We start from the raw sequence: 13072 nt of genomic DNA, 5'->3' as shown, positions 1-13072 counted from the left end.
GGCATTATCGCCCCTCGTACCGACACCCCCCATCAGTACTGAGCGTCACCGGTCCACAGAAGTTGGACCAGAGCCTTATCTGGTGAACATCCGCGGCACTCATCGTGGGCATGGCTGTGCTGCGGTTTCGCTGCTACCGAGCGCATCACGGGCTGTCTGCCGCGCAGCCGGGGTGGGAGCGGGTAGCGACGACGTGAGTACCCACGGTAAGACTCAACTGATTCCGTGTAAAACACCTGCCGTTGATGTGTCTTTCCGTCGAATTTCAGCCGGTTATCAACTCGATCCGTTGTGATGGAGGCCGAGTGTCCCAGGATCTCGTCCCGGCGGTCGGGTCTTCCAGTGTGTCGGCGGTCCGCTGGGTGGTGGATCAGCCCAGGTCAACGTGGCGTGCTCGGATGTTCCGCCAAGGGGTGCCGGTTGCGTTTACGGTCGCGACGGATACGGAGCCGTCCGGACAGCGCCTCGCAGGGTCTGATTGCTAAGGTCACGGCCTCCTGGAACCCCTTCCCCCCGTCCTGTCCCCAGCCCTGTCCGGCTCGTGGCGGGCTCCAGCGAGGTGCCGACGACATGTCCGAAGTTCCCTTCTTTCCCGCTGAGGCGAAAGCCGCCCGGCTTCGCATGGGTATGACCCCCGATCAGGTCGCCGAGGCGATGACGCGGATCGGCGTCCCGACCCTGCCGCGGACCGTCGTCGCCGCGGAGGAGGGAGTGCACCGGCCGGGCGAGTCCTACCTGTTCGCGCTGGCATCGGTTCTGTGGTGCGCGGTGACCGACCTGATGGGCGTGCAGCCGCGTACACTGCGGGAGTTCCGCCTGGCCCGGCAGCTGAACGCCGACCAGGTGGCGGCCCGCATCGGCATGGACCCCGGGGAGTACGCCCGGGCGGAGTACGAGGAGTTCTGGACCGGGGACTCCGGCCAGACCAGGGAGCTGTCCGAGGTCCTCGGCGTGCCGCTGCCGTATCTGATCGCGGTGATCGGCCAGGACACCGAGCTGGTGGAGCGGCTGCGGACGGCGGTCCTGGGCCGGTGGAAGCCGCACGTCAGGTCTCTGTCGCGGGCCACCGGAGCAGCCGAGTCGCTGGTGGCCGACGCCCTGCGCACGCTGTGCGAGGAGTACGCCGCCTTCGAGGAGCGGTACATGGGGCATCTTGTCGCTCGCAACGGCGATGCCCGGCTGAGGGAGACGGCACGGGAGCGGGCCGCCTGGCTGAGGGCCCTGCCCTCCCGCTTCCGCGAGCTGCTCGCCGCCGACGGCGCCGGGTTCCCACGAAGCTGACCACGACCCCATCGGCGTCCGGCACAGGGACGCGCGGGGCGCGGAACGGACGGCACGTCGCGCCCCGCGCAGCCCTCAGCCGGACACGGCGGCCTTCACCTCAGTAACGGTCCCCGGCACGCCCGTTGCCCCACGACGACGAGACCCCGGGCACCGGCCCGGTGTCTGCCTCCGACGCCGCCAGTTCGTCCCAGCTGATCTTCGCCGGCGCACTGCGGTTGAAGGCGTGGAAGAAGAGGTTGAGGAGGATGGCGGTGAGGCTGCCGAGGGTGATGCCGCTGTCGAGCACCGCCTGGAGCCCGCTCGGCAGCCGGTCGAAGACCGCCTCCAACGCGGTCGGCAGCAGCGCCGCCCCCAGGCTGACGGCGAGGATCAGCGCATTGCGCTCGTCCCGCAGGTCGACCTTGGCCAGGATCTGGATGCCGACGGTCGCCACCATGCCGAACATCGCGACCGCCGCGCCGCCCAACACCGGCTGCGGCACGGAGGCGACGACAGCCGCCACCTTCGGCAGCAGACCCAGGACGATCATGATGACGCCGGCCGCGACCACCACGTACCTGCTGCGGACCCGGGTGATGCGCACCAGACCGATGTTCTCGGCGAACGCCACGTAGGGGAAGGAGTTGAAGACCCCGCCCAGCACCGTGGAGAGGCCGTCGGCGCGCAGCGCCCGGGCCACGGTCTCGCCGTCGACGCGCTTGCCCGTGACCTCACCGACGGCGTACACGTCGCCGGTCGTCTCGATCATGGTGATCAGCATGACGACCACCATCGCAAGGATGGGCAGAGGCTCGAAGGTGGGAAAGCCGAAGTGGAACGGCGTGGTGAGCCCGAACCAGTCCGCCTGGGAGACGGCGTAGCTGGTGGCGTCGCCCCGCAGGTAGGCGACAGCGGTGCCGCCGACCAGGCCCAGCAGGACGGCGATGCTGCTGACGAAGGCCCCGCCGAACCGCGACACGACGAGGATGAACAGCAGCGTGCCGCCCCCGTACGCCAGATTCACCGGGTCGCCGAACGCGGGGGAGTCCTTCAGGGCGGCGCCGCCCCCGATGTCCTGGAGGGCCACGGGGATCAGCGTGAAGCCGATGATGGTCAGGATCGTCCCGGTGACCACGGGCGGGAAGTACTTCACGAGCCTGCCGAAGAACGGTGCCGCGAGGAACGTGGCGATCCCGGCCGTGATCACCGCGCCGTAGATCGCCAGCAGGCCGGCCGTGCCGCCGCCGGCCCCCTGGCCGATGGCGATCATGGGGGAGACGGCCGTGAACGTGGCGCCCTGGACCAGGGGCAGCCGGGCGCCGATCCGCCAGAACCCGAGGGCCTGGATGATCGAGGCGATGCCGCAGGTGAACAGGTCCGCGTTGATCAGATGGACGAGGTCCTCGTCGCTCAGCCCGAGGCTGCCGCCGAGGATGACGGGGACGATCACCGCACCGGCGTAGAACGCGAGCACGTGCTGAAAGCCGTACAGGGCGAGCCGGGGGAGCGGGAGGATCTCGTCGACGGGGTGGGGGTGCCGCCGCCGGGCCGTGTCGGGAGCCGGGGTCGGATGTGCCATCTCTGCCTTGCCTTTGAGCGGTAGGTGAATGAGAGGGGAGGGGGCCCGCTGCTGGCCGGCGTTCGTCCTCGGGTGGGAGGGCAGGGCGCAGCGGATGTCCTGGATGGCAGGAGTGGGAACACGTCCGTCGCGGCGGAGGTCGATCCGCCGATGGGGTGGGGGACGGCCACAGGGACGGAAGGGCTCACAGTAGAAGCCCGGGGCGGGGTTACCCGCACGTCGGGGCGATCCGTGATCATCTCTTCATTGGCCTGAGACCATCTGGCCTCGGAATTGACGGGCCGTTTGCCTGTGGAGGGCGAGAAGGAGGGGTTAAGGGCCATCCGGAGGCTTCGATACGAAGGATTCTGGCGTGCCGCGAGGTCTCCTCTGCCTTGAGCCCCATGCCGAGAAGCGCGCCCAGGACCTCATCACGCAAAGGCGCGCAGCATCCCCGGTGGCACCATCAACCGGCGTGGGATCAGCGCTTACGTGAGCGGCGTCTCCCGACCGCCGCGCTAGCCGTTGCGGGTCATGACGTTGTTGGTGTGGCTTCGGTCAGCGGCTTCTGGGGGTAGGCGCGGAGCACGAGGGATGTGGTGACCGGGCCGTAACGGGCAAGTGCGTCTACGACTTCTTCGAGTCGTCCTGCCTGCGGGCAGTAGACGTCGAAGATGAGGCAGTCTTCGCCGGTGACTCTGAGGGTGGAGATGATCTCGGGTGTGCGGGAGGCGAAGTCCAGGGCGCGTGAGAGCTGGGCGTGCGTGGTGCGCAGCCGGATGACCGCATGAATGTTCAGACCGAGGGCTGCCGGGTCGACCACGGCTCGGTAGCCGGTGATGACGCCGTTCTTCTCCAGCCGCTGGATGCGCGCGCTGGCCGCGGGCTGTGAGAGTCCGACGCGGCGCCATACCTCCGCGCCGGTCAACCGGCCGTCGGTCTGGAGCAAGGCGAGGATGTCTCGGTCTATCCGGTCGAGTGATTCCATCGTCGTCCGTACCACTTTCTTTGAGATCACTTGTGTCACTGCCGCCGCCCCGATGCATCCAACAGAATCTGCGCAGGCGCTCCCAGGATCGCAGGGAGCGACGAGTGAAATGGTGGTGGGCAGTGGTCGCGTACGTCATCATCCCGGGCATCGACGGCTCGGACGAGCAGCACTGGCAGACCTTGTGGGAGCGGCAGTGGGGCGCCTCAGCGGTGAGGATCTCCCCTGACTCGTGGTCCGCCCCCGATCTGGATGACTGGGTCGACGCTGTCCAGGCGGCGTACGACGAAGCTTCCCGGCGGGACAGTCAGGTTGTGCTGGTGGCCCACAGCCTGGGCTGCTGGGCGGCGTCCGCCTGGCTGGCCAAGAACCCCTCAAGCCCGACAGGCGGTGCATTCCTGGTCGCGCCGCCCGACCCGCATGGGCCGGCGTTCCCGCGCCAGGCAGCCGCGACGTTCACCGAACTGTCGGCACAGCCGTTGCCGTGCCCGGCTCTGGTGGTGGGCAGCGCCAACGACCCGTACTGCACACCCGAGGCAGCCGCCGACTTCGCGGCGCGGTGGGAGGCGCGATGGCACCTGGCGGGCGCGTGCGGACACCTCAACTCCGCCAGCCATCTGGGCTCGTGGGAGCAAGGCCGGGAACTCCTGGACTCGCTGACTCGGCAGTAATCAACCTCCGCGCGGCAGCAAGGGCGTCCGGCCTGTCGGCTTCGACAGCGAGATCTGCAGACGCGAGGGCCTACGTCTTCCACGGCACCGTGACCACCGCCGCGATCCGCTTACGGCTCCGGCCGTGATCACTCGGCAGGAACTCGCCCTAGTTCACCTCGGCGGATCCTCGCCCGTGAGCCCATCGACGGATTCACGGATGAGGTCGGCGTGACCGGCGTGGCGAGCGTACTCCTCAATGAGGTCAAGAAGAACACGACGGAGGTTGGGGCGTTCGCCGCTTGGGGTGGTGTAGGCACCGAGCTGGTCCAGCCCGCCCGTGCTGAGCGCCTCGTCAACGATGACTCGGGAACGGGCGACTGATTCCTGCCAGAGAGTGAGCAGTTGCTCGGGGGTGTCCTTCGCCGCGGAGCGGTAGTCCCAGTCGGGAGTGTCGTCCCAGTCGACGGTGTCCCAGGGAGCACCGACGGGGGAGCCAAGCCACAGCCGGGCGAAGTGGCTGTCTTCCACGTGCGCCAGGTGTTTGAGCAGGCAGCCCAGAGTGATCGTGGACCTGCCGAGTGTGGCGCGCAGGCCGGAGGCGTCCAGGCCGGAGCACTTCCAGGCCAGCGTAGCCCGTTGCCGTTCGAGGGCGCCGAGGATGGCTGCTGCCTCGGTGCCGGCGAGTGGAGGTTCCGGCCAATCTTCGGTTCTTCCCTCGGTCATGGCTGCAGACCTTAGCGAACGGAACTGAAGTGCAGCCCACGAGTGAACTGCAACGAACCGATCAGTTAGAGCCACAAGATCCGCCGGACAGGCTTAGCCCTCACCCAGCTGGGCGTCGGGGAGTCGGTCACCAACGGATGCCGCAGTGCAACAGCTTCAGTCCCGTGCGCGCTTAGGTTCTGGCGGTAGGCAGTGAATGCCTGACACGCGCATCTCCTGGTGCCGGCCGGCACGGCACTCATCGATTGGCGGCGAGCACAGCCGCGAGGCCCTCTTGAAGGTCCCTGACGAAGTACTCGGGGACCTCCAGCGACGGGAAATGCCCGCCGCTTTCGGGCGACCTCCATCGGACGATCTGTCGGTACCGCTCCTGAGCCCAGGGCCGTGGGCACTTTTCGATGTCACGGGGGTACATGGTGATCGCTGACGGGACATCAACCCGTAGCTCGGGATCGAGCGAGTTGTGGCTCTCGTAGTAGATGCGGGCCGCCGATGCGCCGGTCCGTGTCAGCCAGTACAGGGTGACGTCGTCAAGAATCCTGTCTTTGGAGATCGTCTCGAACGGGCTGTCCTCGGTGTCCGACCACTCGGCGAACTTGTCGAGGATCCAGGCAAGGAGCCCGACCGGTGAGTCGACGAGCGAGTAGCCGATGGTCTGCGGCCGGGTCGCCTGTTGCTTCGCGTACGCCGCGCGATGGCGCCAGAAGTCGCGGGTTTCCTCGGTCCACTTGCGCTCGACCGCCGTGAGCCCGTCCGTCGTCAACCCGGGCGGCGCCTGGGCGAACAAGGAGTGGATGCCGAGAACGTGTGCAGGGAACCTGCCGCCGAGAACCGTGGTGATGTTGCCGCCCCAGTCACCGCCGTGGGCCAGGAACTTGCTGTAGCCGAGCCTTCCCATCAGCTCCACCCACGCGGCCGCGATTTTCTCGGTTCCCCACCCGGTGGTGGTGGGCTTGTCGCTGTAACCGAATCCCGGCAATGACGGAACCACAACATGGAACGCCGGAGCGCCCGCATCGCTCGGCTCTGCCAGCTCGTCCACCACATCGATGAACTCGGCAATGCTGCCTGGCCACCCGTGCGTCAAGATCAAGGGAGTGGCATCTGCGCGCTGGGATCGGCGGTGCAGGAAATGGATCCCCAGATCATCAATGGCCGTACGGAACTGGCCGATCTGGTTGAGGCGTGCCTCGAACGACCGCCAGTTGTATTCGGTGCGCCAGTAGTTCACGACCTCTACGAGATCGGCGAGGGGAACGCCCTGTGCCCATCGGCGGGGGCCGGGCGCGTTGCGATGCACCGTCTCGGCCTCCGGTAACCGCGCGGCGGCCAGTCGTGTGTGCAGATCGTCGAGGTCGGCGTCGGTTGCGTGGGCTTCAAATGCGTGTACGTCGCTGGTGGGACGAGGCATGAGACCTCCTGGCCGTCGCGGAACCGGCTGCGACCGATGCGAACCGGCTAAGCCGGTTCTAGCATGCCCCTGCCCAAGCAAGCAACCGGCTAAGGTGGTTCCATGCATGCTGGGTTCCCTGACTTCCGCCTCGGCACGGTGCTGGCGACCAGCTTCACGGCGACTCTGACGGAGCGTTGCGGCGACGCTGTGGAGCGCATCCCCACGCCGCAGCGACTCGTCGACTGGCTGGCAGTGAACGGCCTGGCTGTCGAGTCCTGCACCGCTGCGCAGCTCGACCTCGCCCTGACGCTCAGGGAGTCGATCCACGCCGCCGCGACAGCGGCCGCGTTGAAGGAAGCTCTCCCGGCATCAGCTGTCCGGGTCATCAACGACTGCAGCATCCGCGGCCGGGCCGCGGCTGTCCTGACGCCCAACGGCAAGCGTGCATGGCGACTTGGCTCGGCCTCCAGCGTGGAGGATGCCCTCAGCGTCATCGCCGCCGACGCGATCGACATCCTCTCCGGCGAGCGAGACGGAAGACTGGCCCTGTGCACATCACCCACCTGCCGGGCCGCCTTCTTCGACACCAGCCAAAGCCGCACCCGCAAGTGGTGCGAGATGAACACCTGCGGCAATCGCCAGAAGAAGGCGCGCTTCAACGCCAAGCAGCGCAAGAACTCCAGACCAGCGGAGTGATCGTCACCTCGATACGAGGAGGTTGCGTTGTGACTGATCACAGTTCACGGGTCGGAGACCTCGCGGACGAGCGCGACCGACTGCCATCACGCCCCACCACCTTTCGGCACGTGTGTGCGCCCACTGTGTCCGAACGACCGCCGCCGCGCCGGCCTCTCACCCGCGGGTGAAGACGCACGCCATCCGGATGCCCGGGTCGCTGCTCAAGCCCACGATCGCACCATGCCAGCGCCACGCGCCATTCGGCGTCGGAATATTCCCAGTCGGCGAAGGCGCCGACCGTGGGCCTCCTCTTGCGCCACGCTCTTGTGTCACCGGGCTGCTAAGACGCAACAGCGCTGGTGAGGCGCCGGCGTCGTAGCGGTCCGCGTGTCATCTCGGTGCCCTGCACCGCTGTCGCGGTCGGGCCAGGTGTTGCGGGGGAGTGGACACGGCTGGCGATCTTTGCGTGCAGGTATGGGATGGGCAGGGGTGCCGGTAGCCAAGATCTACCGGCACCCCTGTCGGCCGTAGCGGGTTCAGCCGGGCCAGGTGCCGGTCATCCTGCGGGTCGCTGTGGCGCCGGCGCGGTCGACGGCGGCCTTGACCCCGGCGAACATGGCGCCCTGCAAGGTGGCCGCGAGGAGGACCTCGCTCCAGGTGCGTTCTTCGTCGGTGGCGTCAGGGGCGTCCTCGTCGTGGCCGACGATCTTTCATGCCTGCTTGAACAGCGCTCCGGCCAGCATGCCGCTGACGGCGCCCAGCGCCAGGCCGACCGGCTTGTAGGCGATCTTCGAGGCCTTCACCGGTTCATCCCTTCTTGCGACGGCAGGCCAGCCACACGACACCGGCGCCGGCTGCCATCGCCAGCAGCATCTTCCGGTTCTCGCGGGCCGCCCGGGCGGTCTGTGCCGTCTTCTCCCGCACCGGCTCGGGGGCCTTGTCCTGCCAGATCCGCCCGGCCCGCGCCGCCCCGATCCGCGCCTGCTCGGCGGCCCGGGCCGCCTTGTCCTTGACCGGAGCGGGCAGCTTGTCCTGCACCTCGTGTGCGACATCGGCTGCCTTGACCTTCAGCTCACCCGTCCTGACGGCAGCCTGCTCCTTGACCTCGGTCGCCTTCTCGCGGACGCGGGCCTTGATATCGGCCTTGTCCGCCAGAGCCTCGACCGTCTGCCCCAGTTCGTGCCGGGTCTGCTCGACCTGCTCGCGCAACTCCTCGGGGGTGGGAGCCGTAGAGGCGCTCGACTCGTTGTGCTGCTGGGTCATCGCTTGGCACTCTCCTTGATCTCGGCCACGTCGGCCTTGACGCTGTCGATGGTCTGCTGCGGGGCCGGCGGCGTAGCCTGGCCGACCTGCTTCCTGCCCATCAGCGCCATCACCGCGGTGATGACACCGAGCGCTGCGGTCACGATCAGTGCGGCCGCCCACACTGGCAGCGGCACTGCCAAAGCCGCGATCGCCGTGGCGACCAACGCCTGCAGCATCAAGAAACCCACGACTCCGGCGCCGCCGAACAGGCCACCGCCCTTGCCGTAGCGCTCGCCTTTCTCCTTCATCTCTGCCTGCGCCAGCTTCATCTCGCCGCGCACCAGCTCGGTCAGCTGCTGCGAGGCGCGCTGAACCAGCTCACTCACCGGCTCACTGCCCGAGCCCCGGCTGCCGTGGACACCGTCGGCGTACGACGGCGGTATGTGCGACACGGCGCTCACCTCCCATCACTCGCTTCTTCCGCGGCCCGACAACGCCACGAGGACGCCATCGACGTGATCACGCGGGTACCCCGAACAGGCCAGTGCAGGACACGCCTTGAGGACCGCCGGGGACCGGGCGGAACCGGCCGCTCGTGCGCAGCGGGCCGGCGGTGACCTGAACGGTCGCGCGCTCGCACGTGGCCGTACAACCTCGGCGAGCCGGCTCCTCGAATCGAGCGCGGGAGCAAGGTAATTACCCCCCATGTCACCGCACGCCCGCCCCACCGTCGCTCGCACCCGCGTTCAAGTGCCGCTCGACCGGTTGGCACGGTCTTCCCCAGGCGAGCAGGCCCTGCGGGGGAGGCGATGGGACACCGGCACACGAAGCCCCCCAGTCCTTGGCCGGGGAAAATGAAAGAGCCGGGGCCATCTGCCGCCGCTCGCCCGCAGCCTGATACCGGGCACCCGCGTAGCCTCACCGCCACGCCGGTGCGGGCACGGGTCCGCCGGCACGGCCGATGCCCCTTGCGTCACGCGATCAGCCCCCGACAGGCCCCGAGATAGCGCGTCGTCAACTACGGCCGATGAGCCGGTGGCGCAGCAGGCGCGGAGCGCGGCGCGTGAGCCCGGCGGCGGCCAGGCCGATGACGGCGCCCGCAGCGACGTCGCTGGGGTAGTGAGCCCCACTCTGCACCCGCTCGATCGCGACCGCGGCCGTCGGCACTGCGCACAGCGCGCCGGCCAGCGGCCACGCCGGTGCGACGGCCGCGGTGAACGCCACGGCGGCCGCCGTATGCCCGGAAGGGAAGGAAGAGGAGTCCGGGCGGTCCTCGACCTCATCGTGCGGAATCCAGTCCTTGGGCGGCCGGCGCCGGTCGGCCGCCTGCTTGCACACGCCGTTGGAGACGAGCTGCGCCACCACGACAGCCGCCACGCCTGCGGCTGCCGCTCTGCGACCTCGCCAGCCGCCCAGCCACGTCATCACCCCGGCCGCGCCGCACCACAGTTTCGTGCCCTCTGCAGCCTCCTCGACCACCGACAACCCCTTCGCCACCCTGGAGGGGATGCGGGAAGCCGCCCCTTTGGTCAGCAGCCGGTCGGCCTCACGTACTCCGTCCAACAACCTCACGCACTGCCGGTACCCCAGGTCACCGGGTTACACCAAAGATCGACCCACACCCTTACTCCCGTCGGCGACGATCGGTGCCGTCCCACTGAGGGTGTCGCGCGGCCGGGTGCAGGGCCCGTCCTCGGTCCGGTGGCCGACATTGCGGTGGGGTGAGGTCAGTGGCGTCCCGTGTCGGTGGCCCATTCGACGAACTGGACGATCACTCCGTTGGGGTCGCTGACCTGGAACAGTCGCTTGCCCAGGGCTCCGCCGCTTGGAGCCCTCGCTCTCCCACTACGCAACAGCGTGAGTCATGCGTCGCTCAGCCGATGCTCCGCTGCCGCCATGCCCGTGGCAACGAACGTGATCCACTGAAACGGCCGCCCCTGGAAGCGGAGCGGACCGCCGAGACGACGATGACGGCCGCGCGGCGGGAGGCCGCGGCACCCGCAGCCGCCGAGGTGGCCCGGACCCGAGGCCGAAGACGCGGACGCAGCGGCCCGCCGCCCAAACCGGGACCGTGGAGGCCAACGTAGAACTGCGTCATGCCCGTGCGTCCATGCCACGTGCCTCTTCCCCGGCCACAGCCCCCGCCGCGGCCTCTCCGCCACCGCGCCGTCGACCACGGCGACACCGCCTCTCCGCCACCGCGCCGTCGACCACGGCGACACCGAGACCCTGATCAGCTTGGCGTTGTGGCGGGCGGGGACGGGGAGGGGGCCGAACGCCTTTCTATGGCAGGCCGCCGCCCACGGGAACACCGACGCCCTGGTCCACCTGGCTCTGCTCACTCCACAGCGCGGCCGATGAGTTTGTGTCTCGTGGCCGGTCCAAGTTTGTGACGTCTCAGGAAGGGGACCGCCATGTCGGAGCTTCTCGTCGACTTCATCACTTCCCTCGACGGTTATGCGTCGGGGGAGGGATGGCCCGGGTTCTGGGGCCTTGAGGGCCCGGACTACCTCGCGTGGCTCGGTGAGCAGCCCAAGGCCACCTACTTGATGGGAGCAAACACCTACCGCCTGATGTCGGGCTTCGCCGCAGGCGAGGTCCCGAAGGGTCAGGACGAATTCAGGCCCGAAGAAGAGGCGTCCGTCGACGAGCTCACGCGAGCGTCCAAGGTGGTGTTCTCCTCCTCACTCCAGGAGCCACTGAAGTGGGCCAACTCCACGCTGGTCCGCGATGATGCCGTCGAGGCGGTCCGCGCCATGAAGTCGAGTGGCTCGGGGCTCCTCAGCACGATCGGCAGCCTCAGCCTGTGCCGGTCCTTGCTGCGAGCCGGACTCGTCGACCGCTTCCGGGTCGTGATGTTCCCGGTGATCACCGGGGCCACGGGTGAGGAACGCATCTACGACGGCTATCCGGACGTTGCCCTTGAGATGATCGACCACCGCACCTTCGACGGCCGTATCCAGCTGGTCGAGTACAAGCCCCGCGTGCTGGAGCACCCCCCGCTCGGCGTCCCTGAGTGACCACGCGCTCGTCCGCCGGTTTGGACGGCCGCCAGGCCGGCGCCGGCGGGCGTGAAGCAAGACCTGAAGGGGGACGGTCAACACCAGGTGCCGTCCCCGCCTCACGGCCGGAGCCGAGGCTACGCCCAGGCGGGATCACGGCCGGTCAGGCCGATGATGCGGTCCAAGATGGGAGCGTCGGCCGGCACGGCGACCTCTGGTCCGTACAGGCCCATCTCCCGCCCCTGTTCCACGCCGACGAGCATCGTGTCGTGCAGATGCGCCAGCAGATCGGCGGGCAGTTCCAGCCGCTGCCCGGTCGCGACCGCCAGGTCCCAGCCGTGCACGGCCAGCTCGCTCACGATCATGTCCCCCATGACGGGCGCGGGCAGCGAGTGCGGCGTGCCCATGCTCGTCTCGCCCTCCCAGGCGCTCGGCGGCGCCCACGACGACGTGATGTCGTTCAGCAGGGCGAGCAGACGGCCGCGCCAGTCGCCGCCCGTCAGGTCCACATCGGACTCGGCGGCCGCCGGCTGCGGAACGGACTCCTTGCGGCCGGCGCCGGCGAGCGACGGGCCCCAGAACAGGAGGTGGTTGACCAGTGCCCGCACGTCATACTCCGTGCACGGAGTCTTGTTGGCGAGCTGGTCGTCGGTGATGGTGCGGGTGACTGCGGCCATGGCCTCGGCCGCGTTGGAAAGATGAGACATGGCGGCGACGCTAGGCGCTGTGGGCTGAGGGGTATTGAACAAAGGCGACATACACTCTGCCGTATGGGGCGGGACGTTCGTGAGCTGCGGAGTGCGTGGAGCAGGTATCAACGCCACGCGTTCCACAGTCCGTCGCCGGCGCTCGCGCCGTGGGTGGAGCGGTACTGGGAGGTTCGCTGGGACTACCCCGAGCCCTACCGGCAAAAGATCGTGCCGTACCCGAATGTGCACCTGTCGTTCGGCGGCGGCCGCGCTGACGTCAGCGGCGTGTGCAGCGGATACCAGGTCAAGGTCCTCGAAGGCCGCGACCACGTCTTCGGCGTCGCGTTCCGGCCGGGCTGCTTCCGGCCGTTCCTCGATGCCTCCGTCTCGACGATCACCGACCGCGTCATCTCGGCGACCGAGGTGTTCGGCCCGGACCTGCCCACGACGCTCGACGTGCCGACCATGGATGCGTTCCTGCTGAAACACCTGCCGGACGGCGACCCCCGGGTGCGCCAGGCGGTGGCCGCGGTCGAGCTGATCGCTCAGGACAAGGCCGTGACCCGGGTCGAACAACTCGCCAGCGAGTTGGGGCTGAGCATTCGAGGGCTGCAACGACTCTTCGCGGAGTACGTCGGAATCGGGCCCAAGTGGGTGATCCGCCGCTACCGCCTGCACGAGGTGACCGCACGCATGGCCGCCGGCGGGACGATCGACTGGGCCACGCTGGCGGCGGACCTCGGCTACGCCGACCAGGGCCACTTCATCCGCGACTTCAAGAGCATCTTCGGCGAGCCACCGACCCAGTACGCGCAGCGGTATTGACAGAGCGTTGTTGTCAAACCTTGGCGAAGCCTACTCGGGGTGCCGACGGGTCCTG

At 68.6% G+C, this 13072-nt stretch carries 13 protein-coding genes and 1 pseudogene; 5 read left to right on the top strand and 9 right to left on the bottom strand.

Translation table 11 applies throughout. The annotated features are described in order from the left end of the window. The first annotated feature begins 570 nt into the window (after window positions 1–570). Window positions 571–1281: a helix-turn-helix transcriptional regulator gene (locus tag C3489_RS08520; protein ID WP_103781133.1), complete on the top strand. Its 711-nt coding sequence runs from the start codon at window positions 571–573 to the stop codon at window positions 1279–1281. A 100-nt stretch (window positions 1282–1381) separates the two neighbouring features. Here the strand turns inward: C3489_RS08520 and C3489_RS08515 are convergent, their stop codons facing one another. Both C3489_RS08515 and C3489_RS08510 read right to left on the bottom strand, forming a co-directional pair. Then, on the bottom strand, window positions 1382–2842 hold the full coding sequence (locus tag C3489_RS08515; RefSeq protein ID WP_103781132.1) for a nucleobase:cation symporter-2 family protein: 1461 nt from the start codon (window positions 2840–2842) through the stop codon (window positions 1382–1384). A gap of 511 nt (window positions 2843–3353) precedes the next feature. Then, window positions 3354–3809, bottom strand: a complete 456-nt coding sequence (locus tag C3489_RS08510) for an Lrp/AsnC family transcriptional regulator (RefSeq protein ID WP_103781131.1) — start codon at window positions 3807–3809, stop codon at window positions 3354–3356. Window positions 3810–3931: 122 nt separating this feature from the next. Here C3489_RS08510 and C3489_RS08505 point away from each other — a divergent pair, with 122 nt between their 5' ends. Beyond that, the gene (locus C3489_RS08505) at window positions 3932–4480 is read left to right on the top strand and encodes an alpha/beta hydrolase (protein WP_103781130.1); all 549 of its coding nucleotides are present in this window, start codon (window positions 3932–3934) and stop codon (window positions 4478–4480) included. 153 nt (window positions 4481–4633) lie between these two features. Here the strand turns inward: C3489_RS08505 and C3489_RS08500 are convergent, their stop codons facing one another. Both C3489_RS08500 and C3489_RS08495 read right to left on the bottom strand, forming a co-directional pair. Next, a complete protein-coding gene (locus C3489_RS08500; protein ID WP_103781129.1) occupies window positions 4634–5185 on the bottom strand; it encodes a DinB family protein in 552 nt (183 codons plus the stop codon). Window positions 5186–5423: 238 nt separating this feature from the next. After that, window positions 5424–6596, bottom strand: a complete 1173-nt coding sequence (locus tag C3489_RS08495; protein ID WP_103781128.1) for an epoxide hydrolase family protein — start codon at window positions 6594–6596, stop codon at window positions 5424–5426. Window positions 6597–6698: 102 nt separating this feature from the next. Between C3489_RS08495 and C3489_RS08490 the strand changes: the two genes are divergently transcribed. Next, window positions 6699–7274, top strand: coding sequence for an ABATE domain-containing protein (locus C3489_RS08490; protein ID WP_103781127.1), 576 nt, complete (start codon window positions 6699–6701; stop codon window positions 7272–7274). Between the two features lie 518 nt (window positions 7275–7792). Here the strand turns inward: C3489_RS08490 and C3489_RS08485 are convergent. The 4 genes and pseudogenes from C3489_RS08485 to C3489_RS08470 form a co-directional block, all read right to left on the bottom strand. After that, window positions 7793–8059, bottom strand: a pseudogene (locus C3489_RS08485) (DUF4235 domain-containing protein). Window positions 8060–8063: 4 nt separating this feature from the next. Continuing rightward, window positions 8064–8519 carry a DUF3618 domain-containing protein gene (locus tag C3489_RS08480; RefSeq protein ID WP_103781126.1) on the bottom strand — a complete coding sequence of 152 codons (456 nt, stop codon included), beginning with the start codon at window positions 8517–8519 and terminating at the stop codon, window positions 8064–8066. Further along, window positions 8516–8944 (bottom strand): phage holin family protein, encoded by a 429-nt coding sequence (locus tag C3489_RS08475; protein ID WP_374936725.1) that lies wholly within the window; start codon window positions 8942–8944, stop codon window positions 8516–8518. Before C3489_RS08475 ends, C3489_RS08480 begins: the two co-directional genes overlap by 4 nt. A gap of 571 nt (window positions 8945–9515) precedes the next feature. Next, entirely contained in the window at window positions 9516–9980 is a 465-nt protein-coding gene (locus C3489_RS08470) for a phosphatase PAP2 family protein (protein ID WP_374936724.1), read from the bottom strand. Window positions 9981–10915: 935 nt separating this feature from the next. On the opposite strand from C3489_RS08470, the gene C3489_RS08460 reads away from it, so the two are divergent. Further along, window positions 10916–11521 (top strand): dihydrofolate reductase family protein, encoded by a 606-nt coding sequence (locus C3489_RS08460; RefSeq protein WP_103781124.1) that lies wholly within the window; start codon window positions 10916–10918, stop codon window positions 11519–11521. 119 nt (window positions 11522–11640) lie between these two features. Here C3489_RS08460 and C3489_RS08455 read toward each other — a convergent pair whose 3' ends face one another. Further along, a complete protein-coding gene (locus C3489_RS08455) occupies window positions 11641–12210 on the bottom strand; it encodes a TIGR03086 family metal-binding protein (RefSeq protein WP_103781123.1) in 570 nt (189 codons plus the stop codon). 63 nt (window positions 12211–12273) lie between these two features. Here C3489_RS08455 and C3489_RS08450 point away from each other — a divergent pair, with 63 nt between their 5' ends. Further along, window positions 12274–13017, top strand: coding sequence for a helix-turn-helix domain-containing protein (locus C3489_RS08450; RefSeq protein WP_219821936.1), 744 nt, complete (start codon window positions 12274–12276; stop codon window positions 13015–13017). The last annotated feature ends 55 nt before the right edge of the window (window positions 13018–13072 follow it).

The sequence above is a fragment of the Streptomyces sp. Ru71 genome (assembly GCF_002920535.1).
Classification (GTDB): domain Bacteria; phylum Actinomycetota; class Actinomycetes; order Streptomycetales; family Streptomycetaceae; genus Streptomyces.
This window is presented reverse-complemented; position numbering and strand designations above follow the sequence as displayed.

Coding starts and splice junctions, on each gene's coding strand:
- C3489_RS08500 (WP_103781129.1), bottom strand. CDS start 5,185: ATGACCGAGGGAAGAACCGAAGATTGGCCGGAACCTCCACTCGCCGGC.
- C3489_RS08490 (WP_103781127.1), top strand. CDS start 6,699: ATGCATGCTGGGTTCCCTGACTTCCGCCTCGGCACGGTGCTGGCGACC.
- C3489_RS08520 (WP_103781133.1), top strand. CDS start 571: ATGTCCGAAGTTCCCTTCTTTCCCGCTGAGGCGAAAGCCGCCCGGCTT.
- C3489_RS08510 (WP_103781131.1), bottom strand. CDS start 3,809: ATGGAATCACTCGACCGGATAGACCGAGACATCCTCGCCTTGCTCCAG.
- C3489_RS08455 (WP_103781123.1), bottom strand. CDS start 12,210: ATGTCTCATCTTTCCAACGCGGCCGAGGCCATGGCCGCAGTCACCCGC.
- C3489_RS08450 (WP_219821936.1), top strand. CDS start 12,274: ATGGGGCGGGACGTTCGTGAGCTGCGGAGTGCGTGGAGCAGGTATCAA.
- C3489_RS08515 (WP_103781132.1), bottom strand. CDS start 2,842: ATGGCACATCCGACCCCGGCTCCCGACACGGCCCGGCGGCGGCACCCC.
- C3489_RS08495 (WP_103781128.1), bottom strand. CDS start 6,596: ATGCCTCGTCCCACCAGCGACGTACACGCATTTGAAGCCCACGCAACC.
- C3489_RS08480 (WP_103781126.1), bottom strand. CDS start 8,519: ATGACCCAGCAGCACAACGAGTCGAGCGCCTCTACGGCTCCCACCCCC.
- C3489_RS08460 (WP_103781124.1), top strand. CDS start 10,916: ATGTCGGAGCTTCTCGTCGACTTCATCACTTCCCTCGACGGTTATGCG.